The sequence below is a fragment of the Pseudomonas sp. GM_Psu_1 genome (genome assembly GCF_026544185.1).
GTDB lineage: Bacteria > Pseudomonadota > Gammaproteobacteria > Pseudomonadales > Pseudomonadaceae > Chryseomonas > Chryseomonas oryzihabitans.
Genome location: NZ_JALNUX010000005.1, coordinates 1 through 14,254, shown reverse-complemented (window position 1 = coordinate 14,254; position 14,254 = coordinate 1). Strand labels below are relative to the sequence as shown.

At 63.7% G+C, this 14,254-nt stretch carries 15 protein-coding genes and 3 tRNA genes; 11 read left to right on the top strand and 7 right to left on the bottom strand.

All coding sequences use genetic code 11. The features are described 5' to 3' along the window. Positions 1 to 125: 125 nt before the first annotated feature. The 5 genes from OXS31_RS09670 to tcyN all read left to right on the top strand — a co-directional run bounded on the left by OXS31_RS09670 (position 126) and on the right by tcyN (position 4,183). Positions 126 to 779, top strand: a complete 654-nt coding sequence (locus OXS31_RS09670; RefSeq protein WP_074583607.1) for a 7-cyano-7-deazaguanine/7-aminomethyl-7-deazaguanine transporter — start codon at positions 126 to 128, stop codon at positions 777 to 779. Positions 780 to 848: 69 nt separating this feature from the next. Then, a complete protein-coding gene (locus OXS31_RS09665; protein ID WP_267398777.1) occupies positions 849 to 1,841 on the top strand; it encodes a D-cysteine desulfhydrase in 993 nt (330 codons plus the stop codon). A 112-nt stretch (positions 1,842 to 1,953) separates the two neighbouring features. Beyond that, positions 1,954 to 2,751, top strand: coding sequence for a cystine ABC transporter substrate-binding protein (gene tcyJ / locus OXS31_RS09660; protein WP_042134370.1), 798 nt, complete (start codon positions 1,954 to 1,956; stop codon positions 2,749 to 2,751). Then, a complete protein-coding gene (tcyL, locus tag OXS31_RS09655) occupies positions 2,748 to 3,422 on the top strand; it encodes a cystine ABC transporter permease (RefSeq protein WP_027599207.1) in 675 nt (224 codons plus the stop codon). The genes tcyJ and tcyL overlap by 4 nt, the downstream gene beginning before the upstream one ends. Then, positions 3,419 to 4,183 (top strand): L-cystine ABC transporter ATP-binding protein TcyN, encoded by a 765-nt coding sequence (gene tcyN, locus OXS31_RS09650; RefSeq protein ID WP_267398771.1) that lies wholly within the window; start codon positions 3,419 to 3,421, stop codon positions 4,181 to 4,183. The genes tcyL and tcyN overlap by 4 nt, the downstream gene beginning before the upstream one ends. Here tcyN and epsC read toward each other — a convergent pair. Continuing rightward, entirely contained in the window at positions 4,174 to 5,118 is a 945-nt protein-coding gene (epsC, locus tag OXS31_RS09645) for a serine O-acetyltransferase EpsC (RefSeq protein WP_007161852.1), read from the bottom strand. The genes tcyN and epsC overlap by 10 nt on opposite strands. Before the next feature lie 116 nt (positions 5,119 to 5,234). On the opposite strand from epsC, the gene sseA reads away from it, so the two are divergent. The 6 genes from sseA to OXS31_RS09615 all read left to right on the top strand — a co-directional run bounded on the left by sseA (position 5,235) and on the right by OXS31_RS09615 (position 9,939). Continuing rightward, the gene (gene sseA / locus OXS31_RS09640; RefSeq protein WP_267398768.1) at positions 5,235 to 6,086 is read left to right on the top strand and encodes a 3-mercaptopyruvate sulfurtransferase; all 852 of its coding nucleotides are present in this window, start codon (positions 5,235 to 5,237) and stop codon (positions 6,084 to 6,086) included. Between the two features lie 157 nt (positions 6,087 to 6,243). Beyond that, positions 6,244 to 6,807, top strand: a complete 564-nt coding sequence (ahpC, locus tag OXS31_RS09635; protein ID WP_007161854.1) for an alkyl hydroperoxide reductase subunit C — start codon at positions 6,244 to 6,246, stop codon at positions 6,805 to 6,807. 83 nt (positions 6,808 to 6,890) lie between these two features. Beyond that, positions 6,891 to 8,450 carry an alkyl hydroperoxide reductase subunit F gene (ahpF, locus tag OXS31_RS09630; protein ID WP_027599204.1) on the top strand — a complete coding sequence of 520 codons (1,560 nt, stop codon included), beginning with the start codon at positions 6,891 to 6,893 and terminating at the stop codon, positions 8,448 to 8,450. Between the two features lie 212 nt (positions 8,451 to 8,662). Further along, positions 8,663 to 9,328 carry a gamma-glutamylcyclotransferase gene (locus OXS31_RS09625; protein WP_267398765.1) on the top strand — a complete coding sequence of 222 codons (666 nt, stop codon included), beginning with the start codon at positions 8,663 to 8,665 and terminating at the stop codon, positions 9,326 to 9,328. Beyond that, positions 9,325 to 9,552: a TIGR02450 family Trp-rich protein gene (locus OXS31_RS09620; RefSeq protein ID WP_007161857.1), complete on the top strand. Its 228-nt coding sequence runs from the start codon at positions 9,325 to 9,327 to the stop codon at positions 9,550 to 9,552. The genes OXS31_RS09625 and OXS31_RS09620 overlap by 4 nt, the downstream gene beginning before the upstream one ends. Before the next feature lie 126 nt (positions 9,553 to 9,678). Then, positions 9,679 to 9,939, top strand: a complete 261-nt coding sequence (locus tag OXS31_RS09615; RefSeq protein WP_007161858.1) for a hypothetical protein — start codon at positions 9,679 to 9,681, stop codon at positions 9,937 to 9,939. Positions 9,940 to 9,981: 42 nt separating this feature from the next. Here the strand turns inward: OXS31_RS09615 and OXS31_RS09610 are convergent. The 6 genes from OXS31_RS09610 to uvrY form a co-directional block, all read right to left on the bottom strand. Then, positions 9,982 to 10,068, bottom strand: a tRNA-Leu gene (locus OXS31_RS09610). Between the two features lie 107 nt (positions 10,069 to 10,175). Next, a tRNA-Cys gene (locus OXS31_RS09605) sits at positions 10,176 to 10,249 on the bottom strand. A gap of 36 nt (positions 10,250 to 10,285) precedes the next feature. After that, positions 10,286 to 10,361 (bottom strand) — tRNA-Gly (locus OXS31_RS09600). 61 nt (positions 10,362 to 10,422) lie between these two features. Continuing rightward, positions 10,423 to 10,983 carry a CDP-diacylglycerol--glycerol-3-phosphate 3-phosphatidyltransferase gene (gene pgsA, locus OXS31_RS09595; RefSeq protein WP_267398762.1) on the bottom strand — a complete coding sequence of 187 codons (561 nt, stop codon included), beginning with the start codon at positions 10,981 to 10,983 and terminating at the stop codon, positions 10,423 to 10,425. Positions 10,984 to 11,014: 31 nt separating this feature from the next. Continuing rightward, a complete protein-coding gene (gene uvrC / locus OXS31_RS09590) occupies positions 11,015 to 12,841 on the bottom strand; it encodes an excinuclease ABC subunit UvrC (RefSeq protein WP_027599190.1) in 1,827 nt (608 codons plus the stop codon). 1 nt (position 12,842) lies between these two features. Continuing rightward, positions 12,843 to 13,487 carry a UvrY/SirA/GacA family response regulator transcription factor gene (gene uvrY / locus OXS31_RS09585; protein ID WP_027599189.1) on the bottom strand — a complete coding sequence of 215 codons (645 nt, stop codon included), beginning with the start codon at positions 13,485 to 13,487 and terminating at the stop codon, positions 12,843 to 12,845. Positions 13,488 to 14,254 lie beyond the last annotated feature (767 nt).

Below are 14,254 nucleotides of genomic sequence, written 5' to 3'. Positions count from 1 at the left end.
GAGCGACTCCCTTCCATGTACCGACGCTCGCTGGTGATAGGCGCCCTGTTTGGGCTAGGATGGCGCCGCCCCGAATTCCGGGGCCTGGGTTCCCTCACCCCAGGCACTTTCAAAAAGGCCCTCTCATGCTCGAACGTATCGCTTTCGCGCGCCGCACGGCGGTCGCCGCGCTCGTCGCCTTCCATATCCTCATCATCATCGCCAGCAACTACCTGGTGCAGTTACCGCTGCAACTGTTCGGCTGGCACACCACCTGGGGCGCCTTCAGCTTTCCCTTCATCTTTCTCGCCACCGACCTCACCGTGCGGCTGATGGGCAAGGCGCCCGCCCGCCAGGTGATCGCCCGGGTAATGATTCCTGCCCTGGTGGTTTCCTATGGGGTCTCGGTGCTGTTCCAGGACGGCAGTTTCCAGGGCTGGGCGGCGCTGGCCGCGGTCAACATCTTCGTGCTGCGCATCTCCCTGGCCAGCTTCTGTGCCTATGTGCTCGGCCAACTGCTCGATATCCAGGTGTTCGACCGCCTGCGGCGCTCGCGCCACTGGTGGCTGGCGCCCACGGTCTCGACCCTGTTCGGCAACGCCCTCGACACCCTGGCCTTCTTTTCCATCGCCTTCTGGCGCAGCGACAACCCCTTCATGGCCAGTCACTGGCCGGAGATCGCCCTGGTCGACTACGGCGTCAAGCTGACGGTCAGCCTGCTGCTCTTCGTTCCGCTCTATGGCGTGCTGCTGCGTTCGCTGGTGCCCCAGGCCTGGGCGCGGCGTCCGGACCTCGCCTGAGGGCAGGATTGCCGCCAGGCGCGGCTTGGCCCTAGAGTGATGCCCCCTTCAATTGCCTCGGGTTCCGCCATGCTCGCCACCGCCCTCGCCCGCTTTCCGCGCCTGACGCTGCAACCCTCGGTGACCCCGCTGGAGATCCTGCCGCGGCTGTCGGCGGAGCTGGGCCGCGCGGTCTACTGCAAGCGCGACGACACCACTAGCCTGGCCCTGGGCGGCAACAAGGTGCGCAAGCTGGAATACCTGGTCGCCGCGGCGCTGGCCGCCGGCGCCGACACCCTGGTGACCGCCGGCGCCATCCAGTCCAACCATGTGCGCCAGACCGCCGCCGTCGCCGCGCAACAGGGCCTGGCCTGCGTCGCCCTGCTGGAAAATCCCATCGCCACCACAGACCCCGGCTACCTGCACGGCGGCAACCGCCTCCTGCTCGAACTCTTCGGCGCCGATATCAGAGCCGTCGCGGCGCTCGATGATCCGTTGCGGCAGCTGGAAGCCGAAGCCGAGCGCCTGCGCCAGCAAGGGCGCAAGCCCTGGGTGATCCCCATTGGCGGCTCCAGCGCCCTGGGCGCCCTCGGCTACGTCCGTGCGGCCTTGGAACTCGACGCTCAGCTGCACGAACTACAGTTGCAACCCGCAGCCGTCATCCTCGCCTCCGGCAGTGCCGGCACCCAGGCCGGGCTGGACCTGGCCCTTCATCATCTGCGGCCAGAGCTGCCGGTAGTCGGCGTCACCGTTTCCCGCACCCAGGCCGAGCAGCTGCCCAGGGTCGCCCTGCTGCGGCAGCAGTTGGCCGAGTTGCTGGGCGTCGCTCTACCTGAGAATCCTCCGCTCCTGCGTGACGGCTACTTCGGCCCGCGCTATGGCGAGCCCAATCCCGCCACCCTGGCCGCCATCCGCCGCCTGGGCCGGCTCGAAGGCCTGGTGCTGGACCCGGTCTACACCGGCAAGGCCATGGCGGGCCTGCTGGATATGGTCGCCAGCGGGGACCTCCCACCCGGCCCCCTGGTATTCCTGCACACCGGCGGCGCCCCGGGCACCTTCGCCTATGGCGACTGGTTGGCGTGATCGGCTAGCCAAGCCACAGGACGATGGCATAACGTCAGCAGTTTTCGGACTTGGGATGTCAGAACAGACACCCTCATAGTGGCGCACCCTCATAACCACAAGGATCTCTTCCATGCGCAAACCCCTCCCCCAGCGTCTGCTCCGTAGCGCCGCCCTGTTGCTCGCCCTGGGCCTGGCCCACCAGGCCACCGCCCAGGCCGAAGACCTCCTGCAGACCGTCAAGCAGCGCGGCGAACTGATCGTCGGCCTGGAGGGCACCTATCCGCCCTTCAGCTTCCAGAACGAACAGGGCCAGCTGACCGGCTTCGAAGTGGACTTCGCCAAGGCCCTGGCCAAGGAACTGGGCGTCGACGCCAAGATCCAGCCCGGCAAATGGGATGGCCTGCTGGCCGCCCTGGAATCCCGGCGTCTGGACGTGGTGATCAACCAGGTCACCATCAGCGAGGAGCGCAAGAAGAAATACGATTTCTCCACCCCCTACACCGTCTCCGGCATCCAGGCCCTGGTGCGCAAGGACGACGTCGACAGCATCAAGACCGCCGCCGACCTCGCCGGCAAGAAGGTCGGCGTCGGCCTGGGCACCAACTACGAGCAATGGCTGCGCCAGAACGTACCCAAGGCGGACGTGCGCACCTACGAAGACGATCCGACCAAGTACCAGGATCTGCGCGTCGGCCGCATCGACGCCATCCTCGTCGACCGCCTGGCCGCCCTGGAACTGCTGTCCAAGACCAAGGACAAGCTGGCCCTGGCCGGTGAGCCCTTCAGTCGCCAGGAGTCGGGCATCGCCGAACGCAAGGGTGATCCGCAATTCCATGCCGCGGTCGACCAGGCCATCGCCAAGCTGCGCGCCGACGGCACCCTGGCCAAGATCTCCGAGAAGTGGTTCAAGGCCGACGTCACCCAATGAGCGACACGCTACAGCTCCTGCTCGATTCGCTGCCCTTCCTGCTGAAGGGCGCGATCTGGACCGTGGTCCTGAGCCTCGGCGGCATGTTCTTCGGCCTGCTGCTGGGCTTCGGCCTGGCCCTGCTGCGCCGCTCGCCGAGCCTGCCGCTGCGTAGCCTGGCGCGGCTGTACATCTCGTTCTTCCGGGGTACGCCGCTGCTGGTGCAGCTGTTCGTCATCTACTACGGCCTGCCCGAACTGGGCCTGCAGCTCGATCCGCTGCCGGCCGCCCTGATCGGCTTTTCGCTGAACATGGCCGCCTACACCGCGGAGATCATCCGCTCGGCCATCGGCGCCATCGACCGCGGTCAGTGGGAAGCCGCCGCCAGCATCGGCATGACGCCGCTGCAGACCCTGAGGCGCGCCATCCTGCCCCAGGCGCTGCGCATCGCCCTGCCGCCACTGGGCAACAGCTTCATCTCGCTGGTCAAGGACACCTCGCTGGCGGCCACCATCCAGGTGCCGGAGCTGTTCCGCCAGGCCCAGCTGATCACCGCCCGCACCTTCGAGATCTTCAGCCTCTACCTGGCCGCGGCACTGCTCTACTGGGTCCTGGCCAGCCTGCTGTCCACCCTGCAGAACCGCCTCGAACGGCACTACGGGCGCCACATCAACGAACGAGGTCAGTCATGATCGAGGTGCAGGGGCTGTCCAAGTCCTTCCGGCAGCAGACAGTGCTGCAGTCCATCGACCTCGAGGTGGCTCAGGGCGAGGTGGTCGCCATCATCGGCCCCAGCGGTTCGGGCAAGACCACCCTGCTGCGCTGCCTCAATCTGCTGGAGACCCCGGAGGCCGGCAGCATCCGCCTGGGCGACCTGCGCATCGACGCCAGCCGACCGCTCAAGGGCCAGCAGAACGCCATCCGCCAGTTACGCCAGCGTATGGGCTTCGTCTTCCAGAACTTCAATCTGTTTCCCCATCGCACCGCGCTGGAGAACGTGATCGAGGGCCCCATCATCGTCCAGGGCGAGGCGCGCGATTCGGCCATCGCCCAGGGCCGTGAATGGCTAGCCAAGGTCGGCTTGGCCGACAAGGCCGATAGCTATCCCGGGCAGCTGTCGGGGGGCCAGCAGCAGCGGGTCGCCATCGCCCGAGCACTGGCCATGCGTCCCCAGGCCATCCTCTTCGACGAACCCACCTCGGCGCTGGATCCCGAGCGGGTCGGCGAGGTGCTGGAGACCATTCGCGGGCTGGCCCAGGAGGGTCGTACCCTGGTCATCGTCACCCACGAGATGGCCTTCGCCCGCGACGTCGCCCACCGCGTGCTGTTCATGGACGGCGGCCGCATCGTCGAGCAGGGTCCGGCGGCCGAGTTGTTCAATCGGCCGCGTGAAGAACGCACCCGGCGTTTTCTCGCCAAGTTCGTCCGTGACAGCGCTGCCGACTACTCCTGAGCCAGACCGGCGCAGCCCTGCAGGCTGGCCTGGCTGACATTGCTATTGGCCGGCACGCCATGGGTCAGCCAGACGTTGCCACCAATGGTCGAGCCCTGGCCGATGGTGATGCGCCCGAGGATGGTCGCCCCGGCATAGATCACCACATCGTCCTCGACGATGGGATGGCGCGGGTGGCCCTTCTTGAGGTTGCCCTCGGCATCGGCCGGGAAGCGCTTGGCGCCCAGGGTCACTGCCTGATAGATGCGTACCCGGTCGCCGATGATGCAGGTCTCGCCGATCACCACACCGGTGCCATGGTCGATGAAGAAGCCCTCGCCGATCTGGGCACCCGGGTGGATGTCGATCCCGGTCGCCGAGTGCGCCCGCTCGCTGACCATCCGCGCCAGCAACGGCAGGCCGCTGCGATAGAAGTGATGGGCAATGCGGTGATGGATCATGGCGTAGATGCCCGGGTAGCAGAGCAGCACCTCGTCCACGCTGCGCGCGGCGGGATCGCCCTGGTAGGCGGCGATCACGTCGGTGTCCAGCAGGCGCCGCAGATCCGGCAGGGCCAGGGCGAAGGCCTGCACCAGCCGACGGGCCTCGTCGGCGCGATTGACGCCGTTCTCCCCACGCTGCTTGGCGAAATAGTCCAGTTCCAGCTTCGCCTGGATCACCAGGGCATTGAGCGCCCGCTCCAGTTCGAAACCGACATAGAAGTCCTCGCTTTCCTGGCGCAGCTGATCCGGCCCCAGGCGCAGCGGAAAGAGCGCGCCGCTGAGGGATTCGATCACGCTGGCCATGACGCTGCGCGAGGGCAACTCGCGGCCGCTGAACTCGCGGAAACGCCCATGGGTCTCGCGCCATTGGCTGCGCGCCTCATGCAGTTCCCCGACGATGCGCCCGAGTTGCCAGTCGTTGCCGCCCGTGGATTGCCCGTTAAGTTCGCTCATAAGTCATCTATCCAGTTACCAGGCTGACGAGGATAAAGTATCCGCCGATCCCTGACAGCCCACGTCGCGCCGGGCGCGGTAAGCTGTCGTCCTTTGCCCATCAAGGAGCGCCACCCATGATCGCCTCCCCGCTGGTCACCGCTGCCTGGCTGCAGGAGCAACTCGGCCGTCCGGATCTGCTGATCCTCGATGCCAGTCTCTACCTGCCCAACGAACCCCAGATCGCCGACGAGACCTATCGGCAGCAGCACATCCCCGGCGCCCTGCGCTTCGATATCGAACACTTCTCCGATCCGGACACCGCGCTGCCGCACATGGTCCCCAGCGCGGGACGCTTCGCCCGCCTGGCTGGCGAATTGGGCGTCACCCCGGAGACCACCCTGGTCGTCTACGACCAGAAGGGCCTGTTCTCCGCCGCCCGGGCCTGGTGGCTGTTCCGCCTGTTCGGCCATGACCAGGTGATGGTGCTCGATGGCGGCCTGCCGCTCTGGCGTGAACAGGGCCTGCCGCTGCAGACCGGTGAAAACCTGCCCAACCCGCAGCCGCCCTACCCCGTCATCTTCAACAATCGCCTGCTCTGCGGCCTGGGCGATGTGCAGACCGCGCTCAGCGTGGGCCAGACCCAGGTGCTCGACGCGCGTGGCGCCAAGCGCTTCACCGGCGAGGTAGCGGAGCCGCGCCCGGGCGTCGCCTCAGGGCATATGCCCGGCAGCCAGAATCTGCCCTACGACAGCCTGCTGACAAAAGATGGCACCCTGCTGCCACCCCAGGAGTTGCGCCAGCGCTTCCAGGCCCTGGGCATCGACGGCCTGCATCCGGTGATCACCAGTTGCGGCAGTGGCGTCACCGCCGCGGTCCTGCTGCTCGGCTTGAGCGTCGCCGGCCTGCCGGATGGTCGACTCTACGACGGCTCCTGGAGCGAATGGGGTCAGCATCCGGCCACGACCAAGGCGCTGGGCCCGGCCTGAGCCGAGCTAAGCCGCTGATTTTATTAAATACCTGTAGTATCCGATAGAGACGCCCAATCGCCGACATCGCCTTTAACAATGAGGTGAATCGTCAAAATGCGATTAGTATGCGTCCTATCGATTTCAACCCTGACTTAAACCCATCAAGGAGTCATCAATGTCCCTGATCAACACCGAAGTGAAGCCTTTCACCGCGACCGCCTACCACAACGGCAAATTCGTCCAGGTGACCGAGGCCGATCTGAAGGGCAAGTGGTCCGCCATCGTGTTCTACCCGGCCGACTTCACCTTCGTGTGCCCCACCGAGCTGGAAGACCTTGCTGACCTGTACCCCGAGTTCCAGAAGCTGGGCGTGGAGATCTACGGCGTGTCCTGCGACACCCACTTCGCGCACAAGGCCTGGCACGACACCTCGGAAGCCATCAAGAAGGTCAACTACCCGCTGGTAGGCGATCCCACCGCTCGCCTGGCACGCAACTTCGAAGTGCTGATCGAAGAAGAAGGCCTGGCCCTGCGCGGCACCTTCCTGATCAACCCGGAAGGCCAGATCAAGCTGTGCGAAATTCACGACAACGGCATCGGCCGTGACGCCAGCGAACTGCTGCGCAAGGTCCGCGCTGCCCAGTACGTCGCCAACCACCCGGGCGAAGTCTGCCCCGCCAAGTGGAAAGAAGGCGAAGCGACCCTGACCCCCTCGCTGGACCTGGTCGGCAAGATCTAACACCCGCCTGATCTAGCCCGAGCGCCCGGGCGCCTTGCCCGCGCGCTCTTTTTTTGCCCATTTTTTACGGAAGCCACGTCGCCATGTTGGACGCCAATCTGAAAGCCCAGCTCAAGACCTACCTCGAACGCGTCACGCGCCCCATCGAGATCGTCGCGTCCCTCGACGATGGCGCGAAGTCCCGTGAAATGCATAGCCTGCTGCAGGATATCGCCAGCCTGTCCGATCAGGTCAGCCTCAGCACCGACGGCACCGATGCGCGTCGCCCCTCCTTCGCCCTACTGACCCCCGGTCAGAACATCGACCTGCGCTTCGCCGGTCTGCCCATGGGCCACGAATTCACCTCCCTGGTACTGGCCCTGCTGCAGGTGGGCGGTCATCCGTCCAAGGCCAGCCAGGACGTCATCGAGCAGGTCAAGGCGCTCGACGGCGACTACCAGTTCGAAACCTATTTCTCCCTCTCCTGCCAGAACTGCCCGGACGTGGTGCAGGCCCTGAACCTCATGGCCGTGCTCAATCCCCGGGTCAAGCACGTCGCCGTCGACGGCGCCCTGTTCCAGGACGAGGTCGAGCGCCGCCAGATCATGGCCGTGCCTAGCGTCTACCTGAACGGCGAACCCTTCGGCCAAGGCCGCATGGGTCTGGAAGAGATCGTCGCCAAGCTCGACACCGGCGCCGCCGCTCGCTCCGCAGACAAGCTCAATGCCAAGGACGCCTTCGACGTCCTGGTCATCGGGGGTGGCCCGGCTGGCGCTGCCGCTGCCGTCTATGCCGCACGCAAGGGCATCCGTACCGGCGTCGCCGCCGAGCGTTTCGGCGGCCAGGTACTGGACACCCTGGCCATCGAGAACTTCATCTCCATCAAGGAGACCGAAGGGCCGAAGCTGGCCATGGCGCTGGAAGAGCACGTCAAGCAGTACGAAGTCGACATCATGAACCTGCAGCGCGCCGAGCAGCTGATTCCGGCCCACGAAGCCGGCGGCCTGCACGAAGTCCGCTTCACCGATGGCGGCTCGCTCAAGGCCAAGACGCTGATCCTGGCCACCGGCGCTCGCTGGCGCGAGATGAACGTCCCCGGTGAGCGGGAATACCGCAACCGCGGCGTGGCCTACTGCCCGCACTGCGATGGCCCCCTGTTCAAGGGCAAGCGCGTCGCCGTGATTGGTGGCGGCAACTCGGGTGTCGAGGCGGCCATCGACCTCGCCGGCATCGTCGCCCAGGTCACCCTGATCGAGTACGACGGCCAGCTGCGTGCCGACGCCGTGCTGCAGCGCAAGCTGTTCAGCCTGCCCAACGTGACCGTCATCACCAGCGCCCTCACCAGCGAAGTCAAGGGCGACGGCCAGAAGGTCAACGGCCTGGTCTACAAGGATCGCAACTCCAGCGAGTTCCACCACCTCGACCTGGAAGGCGTCTTCGTGCAGATCGGCCTGGTGCCCAATACCGACTGGCTCAAGGGTACCGTCGAGCTGTCGCCGCGCGGCGAGATCGAAGTTGACGCCCGCTGCCAGACCTCCCTGCCCGGCGTCTTCGCCGCGGGCGACGTCACCACCGTGCCCTACAAGCAGATCGTCATCGCCCTGGGCGAAGGCGCCAAGGCCTCCCTGGCCGCCTTCGATCACCTGATCCGCACCAGCGCCTGATCGATCTCACGCCCCCTTTCCCGCCCGGCACCTGCCGGGCTTTTTTCTTCCGCCGTTTTCTGCGTCCACCTTGGCATGTTTCTCGCTGCGACCTAACCAGGCGTCATAAAGATGGGCACGAACGGTCTAGGAGTTCCTCCCGGACTTTCGTTAGGATCTTAGGACCGGGTTCCTGAACCTGGCAGCTCCAGCGGTAGAGGACCAGGCGGCATATGCACAGACAGATTTCTTCCAGCATCCACGATTCCTATCCCCCCAAGCTCGCGCCCGCCACGCCGCTCACCCCTCCCGAGCTGGTGGCCTCCCTGGAAGCCACCCTGGCTCAACGCCAACCCGGTCCGGTCTGGCTGTTCGCCTACGGCTCGCTGATCTGGCGCCCCGAGTGCCCCGCCGTCGCCGTGCGCCGGGCGCGGGTGCACGGCTATCACCGCGGTCTCTATATCTGGTCCCAGCTGCATCGCGGTACCCCTGAGCAACCCGGCCTGGTACTGGGCCTGGATCGCGGCGGCTCCTGCTCGGGCTTCGCCTACCGGTTGCCGGATGACCAGCTGGACGACCACCTGCTGGCCCTCTGGAAGCGCGAGATGCCGGATGGGTCCTACCGCCCCCGCTGGCTGCAATGCCACCTGGAAGACGGCAGCAAGGTGCAGGCGCTCGGCTTCGTGCTGAAGCGCAATCTGCCCTGCTACGCCGGCAGCCTGCCCGATGACATCCTCAATCGCGTCCTGACCGAGGCCTGCGGCCATTTCGGCACCACCCTGGAATACGTCGAGCGCACCATCACGGCGCTCAGGGCCCACGCCATGCCCGATCGCAACCTGGAAGCCCTGCTGCAGCGCTATCGCAGCGCACCCCTGCTGGAGGCCATGCAGGGATGAAGCAACGTCAGATCAACCCCCACAAGCTGCTGCTCAGCAAATGGACGGCCGTCCAGCCACGCGAACGGCAAAAGCACTTCATCGTCACCCGGGTCCATACCCCGGAAGTCGAGACCGACCCCATCTCGCAGATAGATCTGCAAGCCGTTCTCACTCGTCGTACCTGGACGCTGGACTGGCACGAGTTGCAGGATGCAGAATGCTGGCTGCAAGGCTGGCAATGAAACTCCGAAAGCAGGGCCGGGATTTTGCGACTAGCATCGCGATATGACGGCACTTTTCTGCAAAGGTGAAACCCTGTAGCAGCCAATGCTGTCACAGTGCCACCTTTGAACAGGAAGCTTTTCCGGATGACCCTCTATGTCGAACTCGCCAGCGCCTTCAACACCCTCAAAGGCGGATTCGAGCCGTTGCGCTGCGTGATCTCCACGCGTGATCAGCGCGCCTACGATGTCGAGGTCTTTTCCCGCAGCGGTCAGTCGGTACTGAACCGCCCTATCGCCCGCACCGAGTTGCTCGACGCGGCCATGCTCGAAGCCTTCATCCTCGACAGCCGCTCACGTATCGAGCGCGATGCGGATGAAACGCCCTACTGGACGATTCCCTCCTAAACGAAAAAGGCCACTCGAACAGGAGTGGCCTTTTCATTTGGATGGTGCCCGAGGCCGGAATCGAACCGGCACGACGGTTAAGTCGAGGGATTTTAAGTCCCTTGTGTCTACCAGTTTCACCACTCGGGCAGAACCGAACCCTCAGACAAGCGGATTCGTAAAACCTGATCCAGTATTCATACATCCCTGGATGATGAAAAGCCCCGTAGACCTGGGATCTACGGGGCTCTCAATAGTGGAGGCCGAGGTCGGAATCGAACCGGCGTACACGGATTTGCAATCCGCTGCATGACCACTCTGCCACCCGGCCTCAAACCTGAATGTCTTGCGACACTCATGTAAAACATGGAGCGGGAAACGAGACTCGAACTCGCGACCCCGACCTTGGCAAGGTCGTGCTCTACCAACTGAGCTATTCCCGCTTGGTGACGGGCGCCATTCTATCTGAGCCACCCTTCATGTCAAGCCATTGATTCAAAAAACTTATTTCTTTTTCTCGGCCCTCATCAGATGCGGCCACGCAGCCATCAGATAGGTGCACATGGACCACAGGGTCAGGGCTGCTGCGACGATGAGCAACGCATAACCACTGATGACCCAGAAGGTCATCTGCGGCGGGTTGGCCAACAGGATGACCAGCGCCAGCATCTGCGCCGCCGTCTTCCACTTGCCCAGATTGGACACCGCGACCTGGGCCCGGGCGCCCAACTCGGCCATCCACTCCCGCAGCGCCGATACCACGATCTCACGACCGACGATGATGACGGCAGGCAGTGTCAGCCAGGCATTGGCATGCTCCTGCACCAGCAACACCAGGGCCACCGCGACGATGAGCTTGTCCGCTACCGGATCCAGGAAGGCACCGAAGGGCGTGCTCTGCCCCAGGCGCCGAGCCAGATAACCATCCAGCCAGTCGGTTGCACAGGCGATGGCGAAGATGGTGCTGGCGGTCCAGTAACTCCAGTGGACTGGCAGATAGAACAGGATGACAAAGAGCGGAATGAGGAAGACGCGCAGTACGGTAAGCAGATTTGGAATATTCATTGGCGCGGCTGTTGGTGAACGTGAGGCGATTCTACTCGCTGTGCAAGGCCGCATAAATCTGCTCGGCCAGCTTTTTGCTAATGCTTGGCGCTTTGGCGATCTCTTCGATGCTCGCACGCTGCAGCTCACGGAGTCCCCCAAAGTGCTTGAGAAGCTCCTGCCGCCGCTTGGGCCCGATTCCGGCAACCTCCTCCAGCGATGACGTCCGCCGCGCCTTGCCGCGGCGTGCGCGGTGTCCGGTGATGGCGAATCGGTGCGCCTCGTCGCGAATCTGCTGAATGAGATGCAGCGCGGGCGAATGAGCCGGCAGGGTGAATTCGTTGGACGGATCGTCCAGATAGAGGACTTCGAGACCCGGCTTGCGGGTGACGCCCTTGGCGACGCCCAGCAGGACCAGATCCGGCACCGCCAACTCCCTGAGCACCTCACGGGCCATGGCCAGCTGGCCCTTGCCTCCATCCACCAGCAGGATGTCAGGCAGCTTGCCCTCGCCCGCCTTGAGCCGGCTGAAGCGGCGGGTCAACGCCTGATGCATGGCGGCATAGTCATCGCCGGCGGTTACACCCTCGATGTTGTAACGACGATAATCCGACTTGAGCGGTCCTTCCGGCCCGAAGACCACGCAGGACGCCACGGTCGCCTCGCCACTGGAATGACTGATATCGAAACACTCCAGCCGCTGAGGCGGTTCCGGCAGATCCAGCGCCTGCACCAGGGCATCGAAACGTACCCCCATGTGCTGCCGATTGGCCAATCGCGTATTCAGCGCCTGCTCCGCATTGGTTACCGCCAACTGCTGCCAGCGGGCTCGGGTCCCCCGGACGCGATGAGCGATGACCAGTTGCCGCTTGTGAACCTCGGCAAAGGCATCGATCAGGGTAGCGAAGTCCTCGTGGACGGAATTCACGATGATCTCGTCCGGCAGATCCCGCTCCAGGTAGGCGAGGTAGTACTGCTCCAGGAAGGCGGCCAGCACTTCGCTGGAATCCTCCTCGATCCCTACCTCCGGGAAGAAATTCTTGCTTCCCAGCACTCGCCCGCCGCGTACGCTGACCAGGTGCACACAGGCACCGCCCGGATTGACGAGCGCGGCGATGACATCGACATCACCGGTGCCTCCCTCGATGCTCTGCTGATCCTGAACGCGTCGCACCAGGGCCACCTGATCACGCAACTCCGCTGCCCGCTCGAACTGCAGATTGACCGAGGCGCTTTCCATCTTGGCTTGCAGCTCTTCAGCCAGGGCATTGCTGCGCCCCTCGAGAAACATGGCCGAATGACGAACGTCTTCGCCATATTCCTGCTCGCTGACGAGCGCCACACAGGGACCCTTGCATCTCTTGATCTGATACTGCAGGCACGGCCGCGTACGATTGCGAAAGTAGTTGTCATCGCATTGCCGTACCTGAAAGGCTTTCTGCAGCAGATTGAGACTTTCGCGGATGGCACCGGCGCTGGGATAAGGACCGAAGTAGCGCCCCTTCCCTCTCTTCTCTCCACGGTGAATGGTCAGTCGCGGATACTGATCCTCAGTTGAGAGATAGACATAGGGGTAGGACTTATCATCCCTCAACAGGATGTTGTAGGGCGGGCGCCACTGCTTGATGAGATTCTGTTCCAGCAGGAGCGCTTCGGTCTCGTTGCCGGTGATGGTGGTCTCGATCTGAGCGATCTTGGACACCATGGAAGCCGTCTTGGGTGCCAAGCCGGTCTTTCTGAAATAGCTGGAAAGTCGGTTCTTGAGATTCTTGGCCTTACCAACATAGAGGAGCTTGCCGCCCTCATCGAACATCCGATAGACACCCGGACGTCCGCTGCAACCGGATAGAAAGGCTGCAGCATCGAAAGATTGACTCATATCAACTCGTTGCATCTACCATGCCGTGGCGAACAGCCAACATGGCCAGTTCGACATCGCTGGTAATCGATAATTTCTCGAAGATCCGATAGCGATAGGTGTTAACGGTCTTGGGCGACAGACAGAGCTTGTCGGAAATGACCTGGACTTTCTGGCAGCCCGCGATCATCAGCGCGATCTGAATCTCTCGCTCGGACAGCTGATCGAAGGGCGACGCTTCGGCCTTGGACTGAAAGGGTTTCAAGGCCAGCTGCTGGGCGATCTGCGCACTGATGTAACGTCGACCGGCGAAGGCCTGCTTGATGGCGGTGATCATCTCTTCGATGTCGGCACCCTTGGTCAGATACCCTGCAGCACCCGCCTGGAGCAGGCGCGTCGGAAAAGGATCTTCCTCGCAGGCCGTGACGACCACCACCTTCAGATCGGGCCGGCTGCGCAGGAGCTTGCGGGTAGCTTCCAGCCCACCGATACCGGGCATCCGGACGTCCATCAGGACTACATCCGGCTCGAGCTCACGGGCCAGCATCAGTGCATTTTCACCACTGTCTGCCTGGCCGACGACCTGGATTCCTGCCACATCCGCCAGCATCCGTACGATGCCGGTACGAACAAGATCATGATCGTCGACAACTAGCACCTTGATCAAAATCGAATCCCCTTCGCTTGCGCTTTCATCGCTTGCGTCACCTAAACAACTATCCGCTGGCCCTACCCGTCAAAGAATAGGATCCTAGGCTACGCTATAAATTTGATTGGTCATGCAAAGAAAAAAGGGGTACGACGCTTCGCACCCCTTGCCTGCCGGCCTTAGGCCATTGGGCATTGTATACCGAAAAGAGCTGGAGAAATGAAGCAGATCGGAATCATTCCCGGTCAGGTTACCAATGGTTCGCCGAGGTGTTGGCTCAATCCGCAAGATCCAGGCCTGACCGTCGAAGGCCTCCCCCTCCCCTACGCGCCACCCTGATAGCCCGCAAACCCTGAACCCAAAAAGCCCGGCACATGCCGGGCTTTTTCTTGCTCGCGTAACGCTGCGGTAGGTTGGGTTGAGCGCAGCGAAGCCCAGCATCCAGTTGATCGCGGCCATGGGCCGCTCCTACGGCATGCCTTCTAGCAGGAGCGGCCGCATCGGCGGACCGCCATGGCGCAGCCGGGCTGTTGTGGCTCTTGTGCTCTTTGCGGAGTGTCAGCAGCACACATCTGGCAGGCCCTGCGCCAACCTCTCCGCCACTCCGCTCCTGGTCCCCTCTCCCCCGGGAGAGGGCTAGGGTGAGGGCCACCTCAGCTACGCAGCCTCAGGCCTTCGCTGGCCAATTCTCTGCCCCCAGCGCCTAGGCGCTCTGAGGCCCGGCCAAACTTTTCCCGCCCCAAAGACAACACCCCCGCCAGAATGAACTGAGCGGGGGTGCTGGG